The following is a 22,282-nucleotide window of genomic DNA, read 5'->3' as shown; positions in this document are numbered from 1 at the left end:
TGGAGCGGTGAAGCTGTGTCACTGGGTGCGGTTCTCACCGCGGTAGTACTCGAAGACCCAGCCGAACAGACCGATCAGGATGACCGGGGCCGAGAAGTAGAGCAGCCACCAGCCGAAGATGACCCCCATGAAGGCAAGTGCACCGCCGACCGCCAGCGAGAGCGGCTGCCAGCTGTGCGGGGAGAAGAACCCCACCTCGCCGGCCTCGTCCGCGACATCGGCTTCCTTGTTGTCCTGCGCCATGGCGTCGACCCGCCGGGCCGTGAAGGCCAGGTAGAAGCCGATCATCATGCTCAGCCCGAAGCCCAGGACGAGCGCGGTGGTACCGGCCGGCTCCTTCGACCACACGCCGTACGTGATGGCCATGGCGAGCATGAAGACGCTCAGCCAGATGAACATCTTGCCCTGGATCTTCACTTGCCGGCCTCCTTGCCACCAGCGAGGGCCTTGTCATCCTCGAAGTGGTGCTCCAACTGCTCGAGCGCCGCGATCTCCGGGTGATGCAGGTCGAACGCCGGGGATTCGGAACGGATCCGCGGCAGGGTGAGGAAGTTGTGCCGCGGCGGCGGGCAGGAGGTCGCCCACTCCAGCGAACGGCCGTAGCCCCACGGGTCGTCGACCTCGACCTTCTTGCCGTACTTGGCGGTCTTCCACACGTTGTAGAAGAACGGAAGCATCGACAGGCCGAGCAGGAACGAGGAGATCGTCGAGATCGTGTTCAGCGCGGTGAAGCCGTCCGCGGCGAGGTAGTCCGCGTAACGACGCGGCATGCCCTCGGCACCCAGCCAGTGCTGCACCAGGAACGTGCCGTGGAAGCCCACGAACAGCGTCCAGAACGTGATCTTGCCGAGCCGCTCGTCCAGCATCTTTCCGGTGAACTTCGGCCACCAGAAGTGGAATCCGGAGAACATCGCGAAGACCACGGTGCCGAAGATGACGTAGTGGAAGTGCGCGACGACGAAGTACGAGTCCGAGACGTGGAAGTCCATCGGGGGCGACGCGAGGATGACGCCGGTCAGACCACCGAAGGTGAAGGTGATCAGGAAGCCGACGGCCCAGAGCATCGGTGTCTCGAAGGACAACGATCCCTTCCACATCGTGCCGATCCAGTTGAAGAACTTCACACCGGTCGGTACCGCGATGAGGAATGTCATGAACGAGAAGAACGGCAACAGCACGCCGCCCGTCACGTACATGTGGTGCGCCCACACCGTCACGGAAAGACCCGCGATGGCGATCGTCGCGCTGATCAGGCCGATGTAGCCGAACATCGGCTTCCGGCTGAAGACCGGAATCACTTCGGAAATGATTCCGAAGAATGGCAAGGCGATGATGTACACCTCTGGATGGCCGAAGAACCAGAAGAGGTGTTGCCACAGCAATGCGCCACCATTGGCCGCATCGAAGATATGGGCACCGAATTTACGGTCCGCCTCCAGCGCGAAGAGCGCGGCGGCGAGCACCGGGAAGGCCAGCAGGACCAGCACACCGGTCAGCAGGACGTTCCAGACGAAGATCGGCATGCGGAACATCGTCATGCCGGGCGCGCGCATGCAGATGATCGTGGTGATGAAGTTGACCGAACCGAGGATCGTGCCGAAGCCGGAGAAGGCCAGGCCCATGATCCACATGTCGGCGCCGACACCCGGCGACCGGACCGCGTCCGAGAGCGGGGAGTAAGCGAACCAGCCGAAGTCCGCCGCACCCTGCGGGGTGAGGAAGCCGGCCACCGCGATGAGCGAACCGAAGAGGTACAGCCAGTACGCGAACATGTTCAACCGCGGGAACGCCACGTCGGGCGCGCCGATCTGCAGCGGCATGATCCAGTTCGCGAATCCGGCGAACAGCGGCGTCGCGAACATCAGCAGCATGATCGTGCCGTGCATCGTGAACGCCTGGTTGAACTGCTCGTTCGACATGATCTGCGTGCCGGGACGGGCCAGCTCGGCGCGCATGAAGAGCGCCATCAGACCGCCGATACAGAAGAACGCGAACGATGTGACCAGGTACATCGTGCCGATCGTCTTGTGGTCAGTGGTGGTCAGCCACTTGATGACGACGTTTCCCGGCTGCTTGCGCCGGACCGGCAGCTCGTCCTCGTACGAGTCGTCTGCTGCCGCGGCACCCTGAGGTTCGTTGAGGATGCTCACAGTTTGTTCGTCTCCGCATTCCTGGCCGGGTCAGTCTGCTCGATGCCGGCCGGCACGTAGCCCGTCTGGCCCTTCTTCGCCAGCTCCTTGAGGTGCGCCTGGTAGCGCTCCGGGGAGACGACCTTGACGTTGAAGAGCATCCGGGAGTGGTCGACGCCGCAGAGCTCGGCGCACTTGCCCATGAAGGTGCCCTCCTGGTTGGGAGTCACCTCGAAGGCGTTGGTGTGGCCCGGAAAGACGTCCTGCTTCATGAGGAACGGCACCACCCAGAAGGAGTGGATGACGTCACGCGAAGTCAGAACGAAACGGACCTTCTCGCCCTTCGGCAGCCACAGGGTCGGACCCGGGTTGCCGTTCTGCGGATTCCGTGTTCCCGGGACGCCGAAGTCGTAGACCCCTTCCGCACCCTTGGGGAATTCCTTCTGGAACCGGTTGGGGATGGCGTCGAGCTCCTTGGGGATCTCGCTGCCCGTGGCGGCCGAGCCGTCCACGTTCTCGATGTAGTTGAAGCCCCAGCTCCACTGATAGCCGACCACGTTGATGGTGTGGGCGGGCTTCGGAGAGAGCGAAAGGATCTTCGATTCATCGCGCGCGGTGAAGTAGAACAACACCGAGACGATGATCAGAGGAACCACGGTGTACAGCGCCTCGATGGGCATGTTGTACCTGGTCTGCGGAGGAACCTCGACCTTGGTGCGGCTGCGCCGGTGGAAGATGACGCTCCACAGGATCAGGCCCCAGACCAGCACGCCCGTGGCGAGCGCTGCCGCCCACGAGCCCTGCCAGAGGGAAAGGATCCGTGGTGCCTCTTCTGTTACCGGCGTGGGCATACCAAGGCGGGGGAAGTCCTTGTATGTGCAACCGGTTGCGGTCGCCAGGATCAGGCCCGCAGTCAGCACCTGCGGCAGCTTCCGCCGCATCGGGCGCCGCGACGAGCGGTCGGAGCCGTTGGGACTCACGTAGCGCCTTCCCGAGAGTCTCGCCCGCGCGGTCGGCGCGGCCGTCGTTCTGGTCGGTCGCCGCCCTGACGCGGGCAGGGGTTTGGATGTTTATGCGGACCAAACCCTACTGGACGCTATTTGGGGTCGCGCGGGGAGGGTGCCCAACGCGCCGTCCGACTCCCCGAAGGGGTGGAATACGGGCCTCCGACCGCCATCTGACGCCCCCTCTCCTGGCCTTGCGGGAGGCCCCTCCCCGGACCTGGGCCCGGCTCGGGCTAGCGTGGCCGCGTGCCCTACTTCGACACCGCGTCCGCCGCCCCCCTGCACCCCGTCGCGCGCCAGGCGCTGCTTGCCGCACTGGACGAGGGCTGGGCCGATCCGGCCAGGCTCCACCAGGAGGGACGGCGGGCCCGGCTACTGCTGGACGCCGCCCGGGAGGCCGCCGCCGAGGCCGTCGGGTGCCGCCCGGACGAGCTCACATTCACCCCTTCGGGGACCCTGGCGGTTCACTCGGGAATTTCCGGAGCCCTCGCGGGGCGTCGGCGTGTCGGCCGCCACCTGGTCGTCTCCTCGGTCGAACACTCGTCGGTGCTCCATTCGGCCGCCGCCCATGAGGCGCAGGGCGGGTCGGTCTCCGAGGTCCCGGTGGACCGGTCGGGGGCGGTGAGCGCGGCGGCGTACGCGCAGGCGCTGCGCGGGGACACCGCGCTGGCCTGTCTGCAGTCCGCCAATCACGAGGTGGGCACCGAGCAGCCGGTGGCCGCGGTCGCGGAGGCCTGCCAGGCGGCCGGCGTGCCGCTGCTGGTGGACGCCGCGCAATCGCTGGGCCGGGAGCCGGTGCCGACGGGCTGGTCGCTGCTGACGGGCAGCGCCCACAAGTGGGGCGGGCCGCCCGGCGTCGGGCTGCTGGCGGTGCGCAAGGGGGTGCGGTTCGCCGCTCAAGGTCCGGCCGACGAACGGGAGTCGGGGCGGGCGGCGGGGTTCGAGAACCTTCCGGCGATCGTCGCCGCGGCGGCCTCGCTGCGGGCGGTGCGGGCCGAGGCCGCGGCCGAGTCGGTGCGGCTGCGGGCCCTGGTGGACCGGATCAGGGCCGCGGTGCCGGAGTCGGTGCCCGATGTGGAGGTGGTCGGCGATCCGGTGCGGCGGCTGCCGCATCTGGTGACCTTCTCCTGTCTCTATGTCGACGGGGAGACACTGCTGCACGAGCTGGACCGAGAAGGTTTCTCCGTATCGTCCGGTTCGTCCTGCACCAGCAGCACGCTGACCCCGAGCCATGTGCTCAGGGCCATGGGGGTGCTGTCGGAGGGAAACGTACGGGTGTCGCTGCCGAACGGCACCGCCGCGAAGGACGTCGACCGGTTCCTGGAGGTGCTGCCTCGGGTGGTGGCGGAGGTACGGGAGAGGCTGGGCGCGCCCGTCGCGGCGCCCCGGGAGGCCGCCCCGGCCGGGTCCCTGGTGGTCGACGCGCTCGGGAAGCGCTGCCCGATCCCGGTGATCGAGCTCGCGAAGGCGATCGGGGACGTACCGGTGGGCAGAACGGTGACCGTGCTCTCCGACGACGAGGCGGCGCGGCTGGACATCCCGGCCTGGTGCGAGATGCGCGAGCAGGAGTACGTGGGCGAGGAGCCGGCGGACCGCGGCTCGGCCTATGTGGTCCGCCGACTGTCCTGACCAGGTCTTCCGTTCGGATCGGGCCGGATCAGGGAGCGGGGTCCGGTGCCGTGCATCGCAAGGCGGAGGAGGGAGTCAGGGCAGAGCCCCGGCGACCGACGACAACGCGGCGAGGTGCGGCACCGGGGCACGCGAGTCCGGCGTGATCCGAGCGAGAGGCCCTAAGCGAGGTGGGCGCGGATCTCGGCGGCGGCGTCATGGCCGTACGCCTTGGTGAAGCGGTCCATGAAGTGGGCGCGGCACAGGGTGTACTCCTGGGTGCCGATCGTCTCGATGACCAGGGTGGCGAGCATGCAGCCGACCTGGGCGGCACGCTCCAGGCCGACGCCCCAGGTGAGACCGGAGAGGAATCCGGCCCGGAAGGCGTCGCCGACGCCGGTCGGGTCGGCCTTGCTCTCCTCCTCCGGGCAGCCGACCTCGATCGGCTCCTGGCCGGCGCGCTCGATGCGGACGCCGCGGGCGCCGAGGGTGGTGACCCGGTGGCCGACCTTGGCCAGGATCTCCTCGTCGGTCCAGCCGGTCTTGGACTCGATGAGCCCCTTCTCGTACTCGTTGGAGAAGAGGTACGTGGCGCCCTCCAGGAGGATCCGGATCTCGTCGCCGTCCATCCGGGCGATCTGCTGCGAGAAGTCCGCGGCGAACGGGATGCCCCGGGAGCGGCACTCCTCGGTGTGGCGGAGCATCGCCTCGGGGTCGTCGGCGCCGATCGACACCAGGTCGAGGCCGCCGACCCGGTCGGCGACGGCCTTGAGCTCGATGAGCCGGGCTTCGCTCATCGCACCGGCGTAGAAGGAACCGATCTGGTTGTGGTCGGCATCCGTGGTGCAGACGAAGCGGGCGGTGTGCAGAACCTCGGAGATCCGGACCGACCCGGTGTCGACGCCGTGGCGGTCGAGCCAGGAACGGTAGTCGTCGAAGTCGGAGCCGGCGGCGCCGACCAGGATCGGCTCCGTGCCCAGAAGGCCCATGCCGAAGCAGATGTTGGCGGCGACACCGCCCCGGCGCACGTCGAGGTTGTCGACCAGGAAGGAGAGCGAGACCGTGTGCAGCTGATCCGCGACCAGCTGGTCGGCGAAACGGCCGGGGAAGGTCATGAGGTGATCGGTGGCGATGGAGCCGGTGACTGCGATTCGCACGGGGAGACTGCTCCTGCGGAGATCGGGGGGAACGGGTGGCTGTGTTCCCGGGGCGGCGTGACAGTTCACGCTACCGGTTCCCCGGCCCCCTCATGAAGGGGGGAAAACTACCCGATAGTAGGGCTTTCTTCCTGAGGCTGGTGGTGCCTACGGTGCGGTTATGTCGAACCACATCGCCACGCGCGAGTCCGAGATCAGCCTGGCCGAGCTGCGCGTGGACTGCGCGCGGATGGCTCCGCACTGGGTGGCCCACGCGAAGTCTGCCCCCGTTCGGGTCGCGCCGTCCCGGATTCACGGAGTCACCGTGCCCGCCGCCTCCGCACGACTGGTCGACGCCATGTCCGACTACGGCGACTGAGGGCCCGACCCGCACCGATCGCGCCTGAGCCCCGCGAGGGAACCGTGCGCGCCGCTGCTCCGTCCCACCGTTGTCCCCGTCCGGGGACGGACGACAGGCCGGGCGACGGCATGTGACGGCCATGCAGGCGAAGGAGCGATCCGGTGAGCACCGAGCGACCCGACAACGACGTGACCGGCCCCCGGCGGCGTTCGCCGCTCGCCGTGGCCTCGGTGGCGGCAGCCGTACTGCTGGCCGGTGGCGGCGGTGCGTACTGGGCCGCGACCGCGGCCGACGGCGACGGCAGGTCCGCCGGCAGCGCGGCCGACGGCGGGCGGCGCACCCCTCCCCCACTGGCCCTGGACCGGCACTCGGAGGCCCCGGTGGACTCCGATGCGCCCTCGCGGGGCATCGCACCGGGCGAGCCCGACCCGAGCGGCGGCCGGGTGGTCTACCGCGCGTCCGGCAAGCTGCCCGAGGGGCCGCGCACGGCCGCGGTGCGGCATGCTGTGGGGACTGTCTCGGCGGTCGAGGTGGCCCGGCTGGCGAAGGCGCTGAAGCTGGCGGGCACGCCGCAGGCCGAGGGCACATACTGGAAAGTGGGGTCCGACGGGGACGGCTCGGGCCCGGTCCTGCGCGTGGAAAAGCAGGCTCCGGGCACCTGGAGCTTCACCCGGTACGGCTCCGGTGGCAGCGACAACTGCCAGAGCACAAAGGTCTGTTCGAAGACGCCTCTGGCTCCGGGCGGCAGCGGCTCCCCGGTGGGCGAGAGCGCCGCCAGGGCCGCCGCGGCACCGGTCCTGAAGGCGGCGGGGCAGGACGGCGCCACGCTGGATTCCCGCCAGCTCATGGGCTCGGTACGGGTGGTGAACGCCGACCCGAAGGTGGACGGCCTTCCCACGTACGGCTGGTCGACCGGGATCCAGGTAGGGCCGGACGGTGAAGTGGTCGGCGGCAGCGGGCAGTTGAAGGGCCTGGAGAAGGGCGACAGCTATCCGGTGATCGGCGCGGCCGAGGCGCTGGAGCAGCTGAACGGACCGGCCTCCCGCAAGGAATCCCGCGCGGACATCGGCGGATGCGCCACCCCAGTACCGCTGGACGAGGGCCTGAAATCGCCGAAGGCCCGCTGCGGGGCGCGGACCGGGGCGGAGCGGCCGACGACGACCGTGACGGTCGACAAGGCGGTGTTCGGCCTGGCGGCGCAGTACGTGGCGGGCAAGCAGACGCTCGTACCGTCCTGGCTGTTCTCGGTGCGGCCGGCGGCCGGCGGCCTGGGCACCACGGTGACGCAGGTCGCCGTGGCCCCCTCGTACCTGGCGAAGAACGCACCGGCGACGACCGTGCCCACGCCGGCCCCGACGCCTCCGGGGAACGCGGAGAAGTCCCAGCGGCAGCTGCTGTCGTACAGCGCCGACGGACGGACCCTGTCGGTGACGTTCTGGGGCGGGGTGTGCAGCACGTACACCGCGAGCGCGACCGAGGACGGGAGCAGGGTGACCGTGAAGGTGACGGAGGCGAAGCAGCCCGGCAAGAAGGTCTGCATCATGATCGCCAAGGAGCTGACCCGGACGGTGACGCTCGACGCGCCGCTCGGCGACCGGACCGTGGTCGACGCGGTGTCGGGCGGCGACGTGCCCCGCGCCTGAGCGCCGGGCCCCGGATACGACGACGGCGGCGGTCCCGGATTCCGGGGCCGCCGCCGTTGTGCCGTGCCGTGCCGCGCTCAGGCGTACGCGCCGCCTTCGGGGCCCAGCTGCCTTCGGGGCCTAGCTGAAGGAGTCGCCGCAGGCGCAGGAGCCCGTGGCATTGGGGTTGTCGATCGTGAAGCCCTGCTTCTCGATGGTGTCGACGAAGTCGATGGAGGCGCCACCCAGGTACGGAGCACTCATCCGGTCGGTGACGACCTTGACGCCGTCGAAGTCCTTCACGACATCGCCGTCGAGCGAACGCTCGTCGAAGAAGAGCTGGTAGCGCAGGCCCGAGCAGCCGCCGGGCTGAACGGCGACGCGCAGCGCCAGGTCGTCACGGCCTTCCTGCTCCAGCAGGCCCTTGACCTTGGCTGCGGCGGCGTCGGACAGGAGGATGCCGTCGCTCACGGTGGTGGTCTCGTCCGATACGGACATCTGCTTCTCTCCCGGGTTGTACGGAGACTGCTTGCCGACGTTGCAACCGTCGGGACCGCGGATTCATTCCGGGCCGAGCGCTTGCCTGTTCCATTCATGCTCGCACACCGGTCGGCCGAGGGGATGCGTCACATCGACACTATGGCCATCGTCAAAGTGACGTGAACCGGATATGATAGATAGCGTCAATTAGACGAAAAGGCTTCGCGAAAGCTTTTCGCAGAAGCTTTCAGCAGAGAAGAAAGGGTGCGTGACGTGACCACGGCCCACCCCGTCCAGGATCTCGACGTCCAGCCGACGCCCCTCGCCCTGCTCCTGCTCGGCCGTGAGGCCGACCCGCGGAGCGAGCGCGGCGTCGAGTGCCCCGGCGACCTGCCCTCCCCGTCCGACCCGGACCTGGTGGAGCGTGCCCGCGCGGCCAAGGAGAAGCTCGGGGACAAGGTGTTCGTCCTCGGCCACCACTACCAGCGCGACGAGGTCATCCAGTTCGCGGACGTCACGGGCGACTCGTTCAAGCTCGCCCGGGACGCGGCCGCGCGGCCGGAGGCCGAGTACATCGTCTTCTGCGGCGTGCACTTCATGGCCGAGTCCGCGGACATCCTGACCACCGACGACCAGAAGGTCGTGCTGCCGGACCTGGCGGCGGGCTGCTCCATGGCCGACATGGCCACCGCCGAGCAGGTCGCCGAGTGCTGGGACGTGCTGACCGAGGCCGGGGTCGCCGAGCAGGTCGTGCCCGTCTCGTACATGAACTCCTCCGCCGACATCAAGGCGTTCACCGGCAGGCACGGCGGTACCATCTGCACCTCGTCCAACGCCAAGCGGGCGCTGGAGTGGGCCTTCGAGCAGGGCGAGAAGATCCTCTTCCTGCCCGACCAGCACCTGGGCCGGAACACCGCGGTCCGGGACATGGGGATGTCGCTGGAGGACTGTGTCCTCTACAACCCGCACAAGCCGAACGGCGGCCTGACCGCCGAGGAGCTGCGCGACGCGAAGATGATCCTGTGGCGCGGGCACTGCTCGGTGCACGGCCGCTTCTCGGTCGAGTCCGTCAATGACGTCCGCGAGCGGATACCGGGCGTCAACGTCCTGGTGCACCCCGAGTGCAAGCACGAGGTCGTGGCGGCGGCGGACTACGTCGGCTCGACGGAGTACATCATCAAGGCCCTGGAGGCGGCCCCGGCCGGCTCGAAGTGGGCGATCGGCACCGAGCTGAACCTGGTGCGCCGGCTGGCGAACCGGTTCGCGGCCGAGGACAAGGAGATCGTCTTCCTCGACAAGACGGTCTGCTTCTGCTCGACGATGAACCGGATCGACCTGCCGCACCTGGTGTGGGCGCTGGAGTCGCTGGCCGAGGGCAACCTGGTCAACCGGATCGAGGTCGACCCGGAGACGGAGAAGTACGCGAAGCTCGCGCTGGAGCGGATGCTGGCGCTGCCGTAGCGGCGGGTGTGCGGGCCGTCCGACCGGCGGTGTGCAGGCCGTCCGACCGGCCGGAGACGCGCAAGCGGCCCCGGCACCGTGGGAAACGGTGCCGGGGCCGCTTGCTGCCCTGGGCGTTACGCCTTCGCGGGCTCCGGCTCCTCGGAGGCGGTCTCCTCCGCGGCGGCCGGGGCGGGCAGGCCCGCCTTCTTCGCCCGCTTGAGCGCCTTCTTCTTCGCGCGGCGCTCCTTGCGGAGCTCCACCATCGTGTAGAGCGTCGGCACCAGGAGCAGCGTCAGCAGCGTCGAGGTGACCAGACCGCCGATCACGACCACCGCGAGCGGCTGCGAGATGAAGCCGCCCTCGCCGGTGACGCCGAGCGCCATCGGGAGCAGGGCGAAGATCGTCGCGAGTGCGGTCATCAGGATCGGACGGAGCCGGTGGCGGCCGCCCTCGACGACCGCTTCGACGACGCCCATGCCCTGCGCCCGGTACTGGTTGATCAGGTCGATCAGCACGATCGCGTTGGTGACCACGATGCCGATCAGCATCAGCATGCCGATCATCGCCGGTACGCCCATCGGGGTGCCGGTGATCACGAGCAGACCGAGCGCGCCGGTCGCCGCGAACGGGATGGAGACCAGCAGGATCAGCGGCTGGTATCAGGGACTTGAAGGTCGCCACCAGCAGCATGAAGACGATCGCGATCGCGGCCAGCATGGCCAGGCCGAGCTTCAGGAACGCGTCGTTCTGGTCCTCGGAGACACCGCCGATGGTGGCGGTGGCGCCGTCCGGGAGCTTCAGCGCGTTGATCTTCGTCTGAAGCGAGGCGCCGACCGCACCGGTGTTGTCGCCGAGGGGCTTGGCGGTGATCGTCGCGGCGCGCTGGCCGTCGATCCGGGTCATCGAGACCGGTCCGGGGACCAGTTCGACGTCGGCGATCCGTCCGAGCTTGACCGGGCCGAGGGGGAGGTTCTTCAGCTCGGCCATCGTGGTGGCCGGGTGGGCGGACCTGATGACGACGTCCCGCTCGGTGTCGTCCATGATCGCCTTGCCGGACGGGGTGCCGCGCACCGCTCCGGCGACGGCAGCGCCGAGTGTGGCCTGGTTGAAGCCTGCCTCCGCGGCCTTGGCGTTGGCCGTGACCGAGATCCGCGGGATGCTCTGCGCGAGGTCGCTCTGGACATCGGTGACGTCCTTCAGCTTCGCCACCTCGGCCCGGACCTGCTCGGACGCCTTCTTCAGTACGTCCGCGTCGGCGGCCTTCACCACGACGCTGAGGTCCTGGCTGCCGAAGCCGTCGCCCGCGGCGATGGTGGTGTCACCGATGCCGTCGAGCTTGCCGAGCGCGGTGTCGATGCGCTCCTGCGTGGCGTCGAAGTCGCCCGAGTCCTTCAGGGTGACCTGGTACGAGGCCTGGTTGGCGCCGGTGCCGCCGCCGAAGGCCGCCATGAAGCCGGAGGAGCCGACGGTGACCTGGTAGTCCTTGACGCCCTTGTCGTCGGTGAGGACCTTCTCGACCTTCTCGGCCGCCTTGTCGGCGGCCGCCAGGCTGGTGCCGGGGGCCAGCTCCTGCTTGATGGAGAGGACCTCCTGCTCGCCCTGGTCGAAGAAGTTGGTCTTCAGCAGCGGGGCCATCCCGAAGGTGGCGATGAACACGACGACCGCGATGGCGATGCTGGTGATACGGCGCCGGGTGGCGAAGCGCAGCACCGGGACGTACAGCCGCTGGAGCCGGCTGCGGGCCTCCTTCTCCTCGGCCTTGCGACGGGCCTCGTCCGGGTTCTCCGTGGCGCCCTTCGGGGCGCGCAGGAACCAGTACGACAGGACGGGGACGACGGTCAGCGAGACCAGCAGGGATGCCAGCAGGGCCGCGGTGACGGTCAGCGAGAAGGAGCCGAAGAGCTCGCCGACCATGCCGCCGACGAGACCGATCGGCAGGAAGACGGCGACCGTGGTGAGGGTCGAGGAGGTGACCGCGCCGGCCACTTCCTTCACCGCGGCGATGATCGCCGACTGGCGCTCCTCGCCGTAGCCGAGGTGACGCTTGATGTTCTCCAGGACCACGATCGAGTCGTCGACGACGCGGCCGATCGCGATGGTCAGCGCGCCCAGCGTGAGCATGTTGAGCGAGAGGTCACGCGTCCAGAGCACGATCAGTGCGAGAACCACGGAGAGCGGGATGGAGACCGCGGTGACCAGGGTCGAACGCAGCGAGGCGAGGAAGACCAGGATCACGATGACGGCGAAGAGCAGACCGAGCGCGCCCTCGGTGGTCAGACCGGAGATCGCCTTGGAGACCGCGGGGCCCTGGTCGGAGACGACCGTCAGCTCGGCACCGGCTCCGAGGTCCTTGCGGAGGTCGGGGAGCTTGTCCTTGACCGCGTCCGAGATGGCGACGGCGCTGCCGTCCTTGTCCATCGTGGCCATCACGGCGAGGCTCGGCTTGCCGTTGGTACGGGTGATGGAGACCGCGGTGGACGGCTCCTGCTTCACGGTGGCGACGTCACCGACGCGGACCGGCGTGCCGGGCTTGCCCGTCGCCGGGTCCTGGCCGGTGACCCGCAGGTCCTCGATCTGCTTCAGGGAGGTGAAGGCGCCGCCGACCTGGACGGTGCGGCTCTTGCCCGACTCGGAGAAGGAACCGGCGGGGACGGTCGCGCCGCCCGCCTGGAGAGCCTGGGAGAGCGTGCCGGCGTTGAGGCCGGCCTCGGCGAGTTTCTTGTCGTCGGGGGTGACGGAGACCTGGAGGTCCTGCACACCGTCGACCGTGACCTGGCCGACGCCGCTGATGTCCTCCAGGGCGGGGACGACCGTGCGGTCCAGCTGGTCGGCGAGCGCCTGCTGGTCCTTGTCGGAGGTGACGGCCAGGACGACGGCTGGGATGTCGTCCGTCGAGCCGGCGATGACCTGCGGGTCGACGTCGTCGGGAAGCTGGGCGCGGGCGCGGTTCACCGCCTGCTGGATGTCGGCGACGAGCTGCTTGGTGCCCTCGCTGCCGAAGTCGAAGGACGCCATGATGACGGCGCTGCCCTCGCTGGCGGTCGAGGTGATCCCGGTGACGCCGTCGACGGCCTTGACCGAGTTCTCGAGCGGCTCGACGACCTGCTTCTCGACCACATCGGGGGACGCACCCTGGTAGGGGGCGATGACCGACACCATCGGGAGTTCGATGGTGGGCAGCAGCTGCTGCTTGAGCTGCGGAATCGCGATCGCTCCGAATACGAGCGCGACGATCGAGATCAAACCGATCAGGGCCCGTTGCGCGAGGCTGAATCTGGACAGCCAGGACATGGGTGGGTACCTCTTCTGTGGCTTACGCGGCAGGTGGGCGGTCGGCTGGGGGACAGACCCGACCCACTTATACGATCGCCTGCCGGCAGGGGGGAAAGCGTCGGCCCCAGGTCGCTTTCTTATGCCGCGCATACCGCAGGTGGAGTACGCCGTATCTCCACCCGTCACTCCACCCTGGGGCGCACCAGGCCGGATTCGTAGGCGATTACCACCAATTGGGCCCGGTCCCTGGCGCCCAGCTTCGCCATCGCCCGGTTCACATGGGTCTTGACGGTGAGCGGGCTGACGACGAGCCGTTCGGCGATCTCGTCGTTGGAGTGGCCGCCCGCGACCAGGACGAGCACCTCGCGCTCGCGGCCGGTGAGCGCGTCGAGCCGCTCGGAGTACTCCGCGGCGTTCGGCCCGTCGCCTTGCGAACTGCCGCCCTGCGCGAGGAAGGTGGCGATCAGGCCCTTGGTGGCGGCGGGCGAGAGCAGCGCCTCGCCGCCCGCGGCGATACGGATCGCGTTGAGCAGTTCCTCCGGCTCCGCCCCTTTGCCGAGGAAGCCGGACGCCCCGGCCCGCAGCGACTGCACCACGTACTCGTCCACCTCGAAGGTGGTGAGCATGACGACCCGTACGCCGGACAGCTCCGGATCGGCGCTGATCATCCGGGTCGCGGTGAGTCCGTCCGTACCCGGCATCCGGATGTCCATCAGCACCACGTCGGCGCCGGTGGAACGGGCGAGTTCCACGGCCTGCGCGCCGTCCGCCGCCTCGCCGACCACCTCCATGTCGGCCTCCGAATCGACCAGCACCCGGAACGCGCTGCGCAGCAGCGCCTGGTCGTCGACGAGCAGCACCTTGATGGGCGGTGTCATGCGGTTTCCCCCGTCCGGCCCGCCGCGTCCGGCTGCCCGGACTCTCCCGTACGGGCCTTGACGGGCAGGATCGCATGGACCCGGAATCCGCCGCCGTAGCGGGGCCCGGCGGTGAGGGTGCCGCCGAGCGCGGTGACGCGTTCACGCATGCCGAGCAGGCCGTGCCCGCCGCCGTCGTCGTGGCAGCCGCCGCCGGAGCCGTTGTCGATCACGGTGATCTCGGCCGTGCTCCCGACCCGTACGACGCTCACCTCGGCCCTGGCCCCGGTACCCGCGTGCTTGCGGACGTTGGTCAGCGCCTCCTGGATGACCCGGTAGGCGGCCAGGTCGACGGCCGCGGGCAGCGGGGGCCGCCGGTCGGTACAGGCCAACTCGACGGGGAGCCCGGCCCGGCGGACGGTTTCGACCAGCTCGTCGAGGACGGCGAGCCCCGGGGCGGGTTCGGTCGGCGCCTCCGGGTCGCCGGACTGCCGCAGCAGCCCGACGGTGGCCCGCAGTTCGTTGAGCGCGGAGCGGCTGGCCTCCCGGACGTGGGCGAGCGCCTCCTTGGCCTGGTCGGGGCGCTTGTCCATGACGTGGGCGGCCACCCCGGCCTGGACGTTGACCAGGGCGATGTGGTGGGCGACGACGTCGTGGAGATCGCGGGCGATCCGCAGCCGTTCCTCGGCGACCCGTCGCCGGGCCTCCTCGTCGCGGGTGCGTTCGGCCCGTTCGGCCCGTTCCCTGATCGCGTCGACGAAGGCGCGCCTGGAGCGGACGGCGTCCCCCGCCGCACAGGCCATGCCGGTCCAGGCGAGGACGCCGAAGTTCTCCTGGCTGTACCAGGGCGCCGCGCCGAAGAGCATCGCCGCGGCCGTCAGCGCGGCCACCGTCAGCAGACCGACCCGCCAGGTGGTGGGCCGGTCGGTGCGGGCGGCGACGGTGCACAGCGCGATGACGGTGGCCATGACCACGGGCGCGGGCGGGTCGGACTTCACCAGCTCGACGACGGTCAGCCCGGCGGTGACCGCGAGCACCGCCATGGGACTGCGCCGCCGCCAGATGAGCGCCACGGCGCCGGCCACCATCAGCAGCACGCCGCTCACCTCGGGCGGGCGGGTTCCGAAGGAGGGCCCCTCCCCCGGGCGCGGGTGGACGAACGACCCGCCGATCATCGCCACCAGCACGACCAGGGCCAGGGCGGCGTCCAGCGCGAGGGGATGGTCGCGCAGCCAGTGCCGGACGCGCAGAACCCCGGTTCCGAGGGTGGTCACGTCAAGCTACGTTACGGCGTGTCGCGCGGGATCGGACCGGTCCCGTGCGAAAGGCCCGGACACGACCGTGCCCCGGGTCCGGCGGACCGGACCCGGGGCACGGGTTCACGCATGTGCTGGAGAGGGGACGACGGCGTCAGCCGGGGATCAGGCCGTCGTCGCGGAGCATGGCGCGCACCTCTTCGAGGGTCGCGTCGGACGACGGCAGGATCAGCTCCGACGGCTCCAGGGAGTCGTCCGGCAGCGCTGTGCCGAGCTCGCGCACCCTGGCCAGGAGGGCGTGGAGAGTGGCGCGGAAGCCCGGTCCGTCACCGCGCTCCATCTCGGCGAGCAGTTCGTCGTCGAGCCCGTCGAGCTCGGCGAGATGACTGTCGGCCAGTGCGACCTGGCCCTCCCCCATGATCCGTACGATCATGACGCCGCCTCAACTCTTGTCGAACCTGTGCGGGGACTGCGACGACTGCTGCTGGGCCGCGTCCTGCGGGCCGCCCTCGATCGCCTGCTGCTGGGTGGAGCCGCCGGCCAGCTCGGCCTTCATGCGCTGGAGCTCCAGCTCCACATCCGTACCACCGGAGATCCGGTCCAGCTCGGCGGCGATGTCGTCCTTCGCCGTGCCGGTCGGGTCGTCCAGGGCGCCGGAGGCGAGCAGCTCGTCGATCGCACCGGCCCGGGCCTGCATCTGCTGGGTCTTGTCCTCGGCCCGCTGGATCGCCAGGCCGACGTCGCCCATCTCCTCGGAGATCCCGGAGAAGGCCTCGCCGATCCGGGTCTGCGCCTGGGCTGCGGTGTAGGTGGCCTTGATGGTCTCCTTCTTGGTGCGGAAGGCATCGACCTTGGCCTGCAGCCGCTGCGCCGCGAGAGTGAGCTTCTCCTCCTCGCCCTGCAGCGTGGTGTGCTGCGTCTCCAGGTCGGTGACCTGCTGCTGGAGGGCGGCGCGCCGGGACAGCGCCTCGCGGGCCAGGTCCTCGCGGCCGAGCGCGAGCGCCTTGCGGCCCTGGTCCTCCAGCTTGGACGACTGCCCCTGCAGCTGGTTCAGCTGCAGCTCCAGCCGCTTGCGCGAAGTCGCCACGTCGGCGACACCGCGACGTACCTTCTGAAGCAGTTCGAGCTGCTTCTGGTACGAGTAATCGAGGGTCTCGCGCGGATCCTCGGCCCGGTCAAGGGCCTTGTTTGCCTTCGCGCGGAAGATCATCCCCATACGCTTCATGACACCGCTCATGGGCTTCGCGCGCCCCCTTCTGACGGACTGAGCTCCAGCACTCCAACAGAACCCACAGTACGGGCCCTGCCTCTATTACCGCACTGTTCGAGCAAGGATGGGCTCCTCCCCAAGGACGACTGCACCGGGTCACCGCTCCGGCCCAAGGAGTAGGCGGCGATCAGGGAGACCCGGTTCCGTCACCGTCCCGGACACAGCGGTACACCTGCGAGGACGCGGGCCGTTGCCGGATCGTTCCCGACCGGCCTGGGGTCGTGGCGATCTAACCCGTACCCTTGGGCCTTGTGTTCCGTAGCCGTTCGAAGGAAGAGAAGGCGCCCACCGGCAAGGTGACGGCGGACCTCTCCAAGCAGCCCCGCGACCCGCAGGCCCCCAAAGGTCGCCCCACCCCCAAGCGCAGCGATGCCCAGTCGCAGCGCCGTCGCGCCTCCGGTGGCGCGCCTCTCGACCGCAAGGAGGCCATGAAGCGGCAGCGCGAAGCCCGCCGTGTGGACATGGCCAAGCAGCGCGAGGCGCTCGCCAGTGGCGACGAGCGCTATCTGCCGGCTCGCGACAAGGGCCCGGTGCGGCGCTTCGTCCGCGACTACGTGGACTCGCGTTTCTGCATCGCGGAGTTCTTCCTGCCGCTCGCCGTGATCATTCTGATTCTCAGCGTGATCCAGGTGCAGAACATCCAGAACATCTCGCTGCTGCTCTGGCTCATCGTGATCGTGCTGATCGTCGTCGACTCGATCGGTCTCTCGATCCGCCTCAAGAAGCAGCTCAACCAGCGCTTCCCCGATACGCCCAAGCGTGGCGCGGTCGCCTACGGCCTGATGCGCACGCTTCAGATGCGTCGCCTCCGGCTGCCCAAGCCGCAGGTCAAGCGTGGAGAGCGGCCCTGAGTACGCACATCTCCGGCTCGGTCGGCGGTCCGTCCGCCGGCCGGCCGGACGATGTCGTTCCCGTCACCGGGTTCTCCGGAGCCTCCTCGGTGTGGCTGAAGGGGCTCGGGGGACTGCGCAACACCGTCCGCCAGGAGCTCGTGGCCCGGCAGCTGGACGAGCAGATAGCGGCACGCTTCCCGGTCGGGCAGCGGCTGCGGGTGCTGGATGTCGGCATGGGCCAGGGCACCCAGGCGCTGCGCCTGGCGCGGGCCGGTCATACGGTGACCGGTCTGGAGTCGGATGCCGAGATGCTGCGGGTGGCCAGGGAGGCGCTCGGCAGCGAGCCCGCGGGCATCCGCGAGCGGGTCCGGCTGATCGAGGGCGACGGACTGGACACCGGGGTGCACTTCCTGCCCGGAAGTTTCGACGTGGTGCTCTGCCACGGCGTGCTGATGTACGTCCGGGATCCGGACGCGATGCTGGCGGGCCTGGCCCGGATGCTCGCCCCGGGCGGACTGCTGTCGCTGCTCGTACGGAACGCCGACGCGCTGGCGATGCGCCCCGGGACCGCCGGGGACTGGGATGCGGCGCTGGCCGCCTTCGACACGGACACGTACACCAACCGGCTGGGCCTCACGGTACGGGCCGACCGGCTGGACGCCCTGACGTCCACGCTCGACGGGATCGCGGCTCCCCTGCACGCCTGGTACGGGGTGCGCGTCTTCACGGACAACGTGAGCAACGACGTGGAGCTGCCGGCCGCGGCCGAGCTGGAGCAGGTACTCGCCGCGGAGGACCGGGCCGGGCGGACGGATCCGTACCGCCGGGTGGCCGCGCTGCTGCACCTGTGCGGCGTCCGGGGCTGAGCGGACACGGGAGCGGGTCGCCGGGGCCACCCGGCGACGTCCCCCGCCCGGCCGAGCCCAAGAGGCCACCAATAGGGTAAAAAGCGACAATCGGGGAATGGATGCAATCCACTCCCGTGCCCGTGTCCGCCGGCTGCTGCTGTCCCTGGCCGCCGGCGTCTGTGCGATCGCCCTGGTGAGCGGCTGCTCGGACGCGGCCTCCGAGTCCCCGCGGAGCGAACCCAGCAATTCGGCCTCCGCCACCCGGACCGCAGGCGATCTGCAGAGCGACTACCAGTCCGTGATCAAGAACGTGCTGCCGTCGGTGGTGCAGATCGAGGCCTCCGAGGGCCTGGGCTCCGGCATCGTCTACGACACCAAGGGCCATATCGTCACCAATGCCCATGTGGTCGGCAACGACAGGGCGTTCAAGGTCACCGCCGCCACCGGCGAGAAGGTGCAGAAGGCCACGCTGGTGGCCGCCTACCCGGAGCAGGATCTGGCCGTCATCAAGCTCGACAGCGTGCCGTCAGGGCTGAAGCCCGCGAAGTTCGGCGACTCGGAGAAGGTCGAGGTGGGGCAGATCGTGCTGGCGATGGGCTCGCCGCTCGGTCTGTCCTCCAGCGTCACCCAGGGCATCGTCTCCGCGCTCGGCCGGACCGTCAGCGAGAGCCGCTCGGGCGGCGGCACCGGCGCGACGATCGCGAACATGGTGCAGACCTCGGCCGCGATCAACCCGGGCAACAGCGGGGGTGCGCTGGTGAACCTGGACAGCGAGGTGATCGGCATTCCGACCCTGGCGGCGACCGACCCGGAGCTGGGCGGCAGTGCGGCGCCGGGGATCGGGTTCGCGATCCCGGTGTCGATGGTGAAGACGGTCGCCGATCAGATCATCAAGAGCGGCAAGGTCACCGACTCGGGCCGGGCGGCTCTGAACATCACCGGCCGTACGGTCGTCGACGACAACTACCAGCCGGCCGGGGTGGCGCTGGTGGATGTGTCGAAGAACGGCGCCGCGGAGAAGGCCGGGCTGCGGCCCGGCGACATCATCACCGGGATCGACGACCAGCCGGTCACGACGATCACCTCCCTGTCGGAGGCGCTGGCCTCGGACAAGCCGGGCCAGAAGGTCACGGTGACCTATCTGCGCGACGGGGCGGAGAAGACGGCGAAGGTCACCCTGGGCGAGATCTGAGGTCTTCCGTTCGGATCAGGCCGGCCCCGGCATGATCCGAGCGAGAGGCCCTGGAGGGCCCTCGCGCGAGGAGCGAGGAGGGAGATCCCGGGCACTCCTCGCGCGAGGGGTGGATCAGCCCTGGTCCGCCTGGAGGCTCATGGGGCCGTAGATCTTCGTCGAGTCGTCGAAGAGCGTCACCTGGTCCGCCCCGCCGTCGAGGAGTTCCTTCCAGTACTCACCGATCCAGGACTCCGCGTCGCCCTGGGTGGTGAATTCCTCCGGCTGCAGAGCCGGCTCCGTCTCCGTACCGTCGGACTTCTCGAACCGCCACGTCCACGCCATGTCCGCCTCCTGGGTCGCTTTGCTGCCCCGCAGCCTAGTGCCTGTCCGGCGGGTCAGGGCCGGTCAGGCACCGGTGCCTGCTTCCGGTACGAAGACCGGCTCCGCACCCGTCCGGACGCCCCCAGGTCGCGCGCCGGTCGCACGTACACGGGAGGATCGAAGGCGTGGAACTGACTCTGCTCGGCACCGGAGCCCCCGACGGGCTGCCGCAGCCCGAATGTCCCTGCGCCGCCTGCGCCGTCGCCCGCGGTGCGCGCTCGCGGGCCGCGACCGCGCTGCTGGTCGACGACGCGCTGCTGCTCGACCTCACCCCGGGGGCCGTGTTCGCCGCGGCCCGCGCGGGGCACTCGCTCACCGGGGTGCGGCAGGTGCTGCTCACCCATCCGCACGACGGGCCCGCCGTGGAGCTGCCCGCGGGGCTGCCCCCGGCAGGGCGGGTGCCGGACGGGCGGGTGCTGACGCTGATCAGCGGGCACCGGGTGCGGGCGGTGCCGATGGACGCGCCGGGTACCGGGTACGAGGTCACCGGACCGGCGGGGCCCCGGCTGCTGTACATGCCGCCGGGCGCCGCGCCCGCCGGCCTCACGGACCGGGTCGCGGAGCCGTACGACCTGGTGGTCGGCGATGTGGTGGGGCGGCCGGACGCGGTGGCGCGGCTGCGGGCCGTGGCGGCGATCGGCCCGGCCACCGAGATCGTGGCCGTCCATCTGGGCCATGAAGCGCCGCCCGGTGCCGAGCTGGACCGGCGGCTCGCGGCGGACGGCGCACGGGCCGTGCCGGACGGGACGACGCTGGTGGTGGGCGAGTACCACGCGGTCGCGGCGGTGCCCCGGCGCACGCTGGTGACGGGCGGGGCCAGGTCGGGAAAGTCGGTGGAGGCCGAGCGGCGCCTGGAGACGTTCCCCGAGGTGGTGTACGTGGCGACCGGCGGCGGCCGGGAGGGCGACGCCGAGTGGGCGGCCCGGATCGGTCTGCACCGGGAACGCCGGCCGGCCGCCTGGCGCACCGAGGAGACCTGTGAGCTGGTGGAACTGCTGGAGTCGGACGGGCCGCCGCTGCTGATCGACTGCCTGTCGCTGTGGCTGACCGACGCGATGGACCGGGTGGGCGCCTGGGACGACGCGGCGTGGACGGAGGGCGGCGAGGAGGCCCTGCGGGAGCGGACCGCCGAGCTGGTCGCGGCGGTGCGGGGAACGCGTCGTACGGTCGTCGCCGTCACCAATGAGACCGGCTCGGGCGTGGTTCCCGCGACGGCCGCCGGACGGCGCTTCCGGGACGAGCTGGGCCGGCTGAACGCCGCGTTCGCCGACGAGTGCGAGCAGGTGCTGCTGGTGGTGGCCGGGCAGGCGCTGGTGCTGCGCGGCTGACCGGGGCGCTCGCACCCTCCCCCGGCCGGGGGAGGGCATCACGCGGACCGGGCGCCGGAAATGCGGCGGGTACTGTTCCGCAGTGAGCCCGCCGCCGGGCTCACCGGCCCACTCGACGCATCGACCCGCGAGGCAGATCCCCGTGAATCTGGACGACTTCTCCGACCTGATCGAACGCCCCGACGGCGGCGTACGGCGCGATGCCGAGGAACGCCGGGAACGCATGGTCGTTCCCGTCGGCGCCCTCGGCCGCCTGGACGAGCTGGGTGAATGGCTCTCGGCCGCGCAGCAGTCCGTGCCGGTCAAGGCGATCGAGCAGCCGCGCGTGGTGCTCTTCGCCGGTGATCACGGGGTTGCCGAACTGGATGTCTCCGGGCGCGCGGCCGGCACCGCGCACGAGCTGGTGCGGGCCACCCTGGACGGCGCGACGCCGCTCGCGGTGCTGGCCCGGCAGTTCTCCGTACCGGTACGGATCGTCGACGCCGGTCTGGACTGCGATCCGGAGCTGCTGCCCGAGTCGGTGGTACGTCACCGGGTGCGGCGCGGCACCGGCCGGATCGACATCGAGGACGCGCTGACGGCCGAGGAGGCCGAGCAGGCGGTACGGCTCGGCATGGCGATCGCCGACGAGGAGGCCGACTCGGGAACCGATCTGGTGGTGCTCGGCGACCTGAGCGTGGGCGGGACGACGGCCGCGGCCACGCTGGTCGCGGCGCTGTGCGGTACGGACGCCTCGGTGGTCACCGGGCGCGGCGGCGCGGGCATCGACGATCTGGCGTGGATGCGCAAGTGTGCGGCGATCCGGGACTCGCTGCGGCGGGCCCGGCCGGTCCTCGGTGACCAGATGGAGCTGCTGGCCACGGTGGGCGGCGCGGATCTGGCGGCGATGACCGGGTTCCTGTTGCAGTGCGCGGTGCGCAGGCTGCCGGTGATCCTGGACGGCGTGGTCTCCGCGGCCTGTGCGCTGGTGGGCCAGCGGGCCGCCTTCCGGGCGCCGGACTGGTGGCTGGCGGGTCAGGCGAGCGGTGAGCCGGCCCAGGCCAAGGCGCTGGACCGGATGGCGCTCAACCCCGTGCTGGACCACGGCGTCATCGTGGGGGAAGGAAGCGGGGCATTGCTCGCACTCCCGCTCGTCCGGGCGGCGGCCGCACTCGCTGCCGAACTGCCCGAACGCGACCCTGTCGCCGAGGAGAAGGACGACGCCGACGAGGGAGCCGGGGCCGGCGCCACGTACGGCGACGCGACCTGAGGCTCACGGACCGGCGGCGCCGCGGCCGTT

The 22,282-nt window shown here is 70.3% G+C and carries 19 protein-coding genes and 1 pseudogene; 9 read left to right on the top strand and 11 right to left on the bottom strand.

The genetic code is table 11. The features are described from left to right. Positions 1 to 18: 18 nt before the first annotated feature. Genes OHA19_RS29150 through coxB form a run of 3 tightly spaced genes read right to left on the bottom strand, consistent with a single transcriptional unit; the run spans position 19 to position 3,109 of the window. On the bottom strand, positions 19 to 417 hold the full coding sequence (locus tag OHA19_RS29150) for a cytochrome c oxidase subunit 4 (protein ID WP_405711890.1): 399 nt from the start codon (positions 415 to 417) through the stop codon (positions 19 to 21). After that, positions 414 to 2,150: a cytochrome c oxidase subunit I gene (ctaD, locus tag OHA19_RS29145; RefSeq protein ID WP_405711892.1), complete on the bottom strand. Its 1,737-nt coding sequence runs from the start codon at positions 2,148 to 2,150 to the stop codon at positions 414 to 416. The genes OHA19_RS29150 and ctaD overlap by 4 nt, the downstream gene beginning before the upstream one ends. Then, the gene (gene coxB / locus OHA19_RS29140; RefSeq protein ID WP_405711894.1) at positions 2,147 to 3,109 is read right to left on the bottom strand and encodes a cytochrome c oxidase subunit II; all 963 of its coding nucleotides are present in this window, start codon (positions 3,107 to 3,109) and stop codon (positions 2,147 to 2,149) included. Before coxB ends, ctaD begins: the two co-directional genes overlap by 4 nt. A 270-nt stretch (positions 3,110 to 3,379) precedes the next feature. Between coxB and OHA19_RS29135 the strand changes: the two genes are divergently transcribed. After that, positions 3,380 to 4,762 carry a cysteine desulfurase/sulfurtransferase TusA family protein gene (locus tag OHA19_RS29135; protein WP_405711896.1) on the top strand — a complete coding sequence of 461 codons (1,383 nt, stop codon included), beginning with the start codon at positions 3,380 to 3,382 and terminating at the stop codon, positions 4,760 to 4,762. Between the two features lie 161 nt (positions 4,763 to 4,923). Here the strand turns inward: OHA19_RS29135 and OHA19_RS29130 are convergent, their stop codons facing one another. After that, positions 4,924 to 5,898: a carbohydrate kinase family protein gene (locus OHA19_RS29130; protein ID WP_405711897.1), complete on the bottom strand. Its 975-nt coding sequence runs from the start codon at positions 5,896 to 5,898 to the stop codon at positions 4,924 to 4,926. Between the two features lie 160 nt (positions 5,899 to 6,058). Here OHA19_RS29130 and OHA19_RS29125 point away from each other — a divergent pair, with 160 nt between their 5' ends. Next, positions 6,059 to 6,256 (top strand): hypothetical protein, encoded by a 198-nt coding sequence (locus OHA19_RS29125; RefSeq protein ID WP_405711898.1) that lies wholly within the window; start codon positions 6,059 to 6,061, stop codon positions 6,254 to 6,256. A gap of 143 nt (positions 6,257 to 6,399) precedes the next feature. Next, a complete protein-coding gene (locus OHA19_RS29120) occupies positions 6,400 to 7,881 on the top strand; it encodes a hypothetical protein (protein ID WP_405711900.1) in 1,482 nt (493 codons plus the stop codon). A gap of 120 nt (positions 7,882 to 8,001) precedes the next feature. Here OHA19_RS29120 and OHA19_RS29115 read toward each other — a convergent pair whose 3' ends face one another. Continuing rightward, complete coding sequence (locus tag OHA19_RS29115; protein WP_030933606.1) at positions 8,002 to 8,358, bottom strand: iron-sulfur cluster assembly accessory protein; 357 nt, start codon at positions 8,356 to 8,358, stop codon at positions 8,002 to 8,004. 246 nt (positions 8,359 to 8,604) lie between these two features. On the opposite strand from OHA19_RS29115, the gene nadA reads away from it, so the two are divergent. Continuing rightward, positions 8,605 to 9,801: a quinolinate synthase NadA gene (gene nadA, locus OHA19_RS29110; protein ID WP_405711902.1), complete on the top strand. Its 1,197-nt coding sequence runs from the start codon at positions 8,605 to 8,607 to the stop codon at positions 9,799 to 9,801. A 116-nt stretch (positions 9,802 to 9,917) separates the two neighbouring features. Here nadA and OHA19_RS29105 read toward each other — a convergent pair. The 5 genes and pseudogenes from OHA19_RS29105 to OHA19_RS29085 all read right to left on the bottom strand — a co-directional run bounded on the left by OHA19_RS29105 (position 9,918) and on the right by OHA19_RS29085 (position 16,394). Further along, positions 9,918 to 13,074: pseudogene (locus OHA19_RS29105) on the bottom strand (efflux RND transporter permease subunit). Positions 13,075 to 13,238: 164 nt separating this feature from the next. Further along, on the bottom strand, positions 13,239 to 13,934 hold the full coding sequence (locus OHA19_RS29100) for a response regulator (RefSeq protein ID WP_405711905.1): 696 nt from the start codon (positions 13,932 to 13,934) through the stop codon (positions 13,239 to 13,241). Next, on the bottom strand, positions 13,931 to 15,187 hold the full coding sequence (locus OHA19_RS29095) for a sensor histidine kinase (RefSeq protein WP_405711907.1): 1,257 nt from the start codon (positions 15,185 to 15,187) through the stop codon (positions 13,931 to 13,933). The genes OHA19_RS29100 and OHA19_RS29095 overlap by 4 nt, the downstream gene beginning before the upstream one ends. A gap of 136 nt (positions 15,188 to 15,323) precedes the next feature. Further along, positions 15,324 to 15,602: a hypothetical protein gene (locus tag OHA19_RS29090; protein WP_405711909.1), complete on the bottom strand. Its 279-nt coding sequence runs from the start codon at positions 15,600 to 15,602 to the stop codon at positions 15,324 to 15,326. Positions 15,603 to 15,611: 9 nt separating this feature from the next. After that, positions 15,612 to 16,394, bottom strand: coding sequence for a PspA/IM30 family protein (locus OHA19_RS29085; protein ID WP_266736832.1), 783 nt, complete (start codon positions 16,392 to 16,394; stop codon positions 15,612 to 15,614). A gap of 296 nt (positions 16,395 to 16,690) precedes the next feature. Between OHA19_RS29085 and OHA19_RS29080 the strand changes: the two genes are divergently transcribed. The 3 genes from OHA19_RS29080 to OHA19_RS29070 all read left to right on the top strand — a co-directional run bounded on the left by OHA19_RS29080 (position 16,691) and on the right by OHA19_RS29070 (position 19,312). After that, positions 16,691 to 17,290: a DUF3043 domain-containing protein gene (locus OHA19_RS29080; protein WP_405721379.1), complete on the top strand. Its 600-nt coding sequence runs from the start codon at positions 16,691 to 16,693 to the stop codon at positions 17,288 to 17,290. A gap of 89 nt (positions 17,291 to 17,379) precedes the next feature. Further along, positions 17,380 to 18,138: a class I SAM-dependent methyltransferase gene (locus OHA19_RS29075; RefSeq protein WP_405711911.1), complete on the top strand. Its 759-nt coding sequence runs from the start codon at positions 17,380 to 17,382 to the stop codon at positions 18,136 to 18,138. 97 nt (positions 18,139 to 18,235) lie between these two features. Continuing rightward, positions 18,236 to 19,312, top strand: a complete 1,077-nt coding sequence (locus OHA19_RS29070) for a S1C family serine protease (protein ID WP_405711913.1) — start codon at positions 18,236 to 18,238, stop codon at positions 19,310 to 19,312. Positions 19,313 to 19,426: 114 nt separating this feature from the next. On the opposite strand, the gene OHA19_RS29065 is transcribed toward OHA19_RS29070, so the two are convergent. Then, positions 19,427 to 19,636, bottom strand: a complete 210-nt coding sequence (locus tag OHA19_RS29065; RefSeq protein ID WP_072483289.1) for a hypothetical protein — start codon at positions 19,634 to 19,636, stop codon at positions 19,427 to 19,429. Positions 19,637 to 19,800: 164 nt separating this feature from the next. Between OHA19_RS29065 and OHA19_RS29060 the strand changes: the two genes are divergently transcribed. Together OHA19_RS29060 and cobT are read left to right on the top strand one after the other, a co-directional pair. Further along, positions 19,801 to 21,003 (top strand): bifunctional adenosylcobinamide kinase/adenosylcobinamide-phosphate guanylyltransferase, encoded by a 1,203-nt coding sequence (locus tag OHA19_RS29060; RefSeq protein ID WP_405752185.1) that lies wholly within the window; start codon positions 19,801 to 19,803, stop codon positions 21,001 to 21,003. A 142-nt stretch (positions 21,004 to 21,145) separates the two neighbouring features. Further along, entirely contained in the window at positions 21,146 to 22,252 is a 1,107-nt protein-coding gene (cobT, locus tag OHA19_RS29055) for a nicotinate-nucleotide--dimethylbenzimidazole phosphoribosyltransferase (RefSeq protein ID WP_405711917.1), read from the top strand. Positions 22,253 to 22,282 lie beyond the last annotated feature (30 nt).

Source organism: Streptomyces sp. NBC_00012, from assembly GCF_045040875.1.
Taxonomy (GTDB): Bacteria; Actinomycetota; Actinomycetes; order Streptomycetales; family Streptomycetaceae; genus Streptomyces.
This window is presented reverse-complemented; position numbering and strand designations above follow the sequence as displayed.

Excerpts from the sequence above, each read along its gene's own strand:
- OHA19_RS29100 (WP_405711905.1), bottom strand. The coding sequence starts at position 13,934 with ATGACACCGCCCATCAAGGTGCTGCTCGTCGACGACCAGGCGCTGCTG.
- OHA19_RS29070 (WP_405711913.1), top strand. The coding sequence starts at position 18,236 with ATGGATGCAATCCACTCCCGTGCCCGTGTCCGCCGGCTGCTGCTGTCC.
- OHA19_RS29125 (WP_405711898.1), top strand. The coding sequence starts at position 6,059 with ATGTCGAACCACATCGCCACGCGCGAGTCCGAGATCAGCCTGGCCGAG.
- OHA19_RS29065 (WP_072483289.1), bottom strand. The coding sequence starts at position 19,636 with ATGGCGTGGACGTGGCGGTTCGAGAAGTCCGACGGTACGGAGACGGAG.
- OHA19_RS29090 (WP_405711909.1), bottom strand. The coding sequence starts at position 15,602 with ATGATCGTACGGATCATGGGGGAGGGCCAGGTCGCACTGGCCGACAGT.
- OHA19_RS29085 (WP_266736832.1), bottom strand. The coding sequence starts at position 16,394 with ATGAAGCGTATGGGGATGATCTTCCGCGCGAAGGCAAACAAGGCCCTT.
- OHA19_RS29115 (WP_030933606.1), bottom strand. The coding sequence starts at position 8,358 with ATGTCCGTATCGGACGAGACCACCACCGTGAGCGACGGCATCCTCCTG.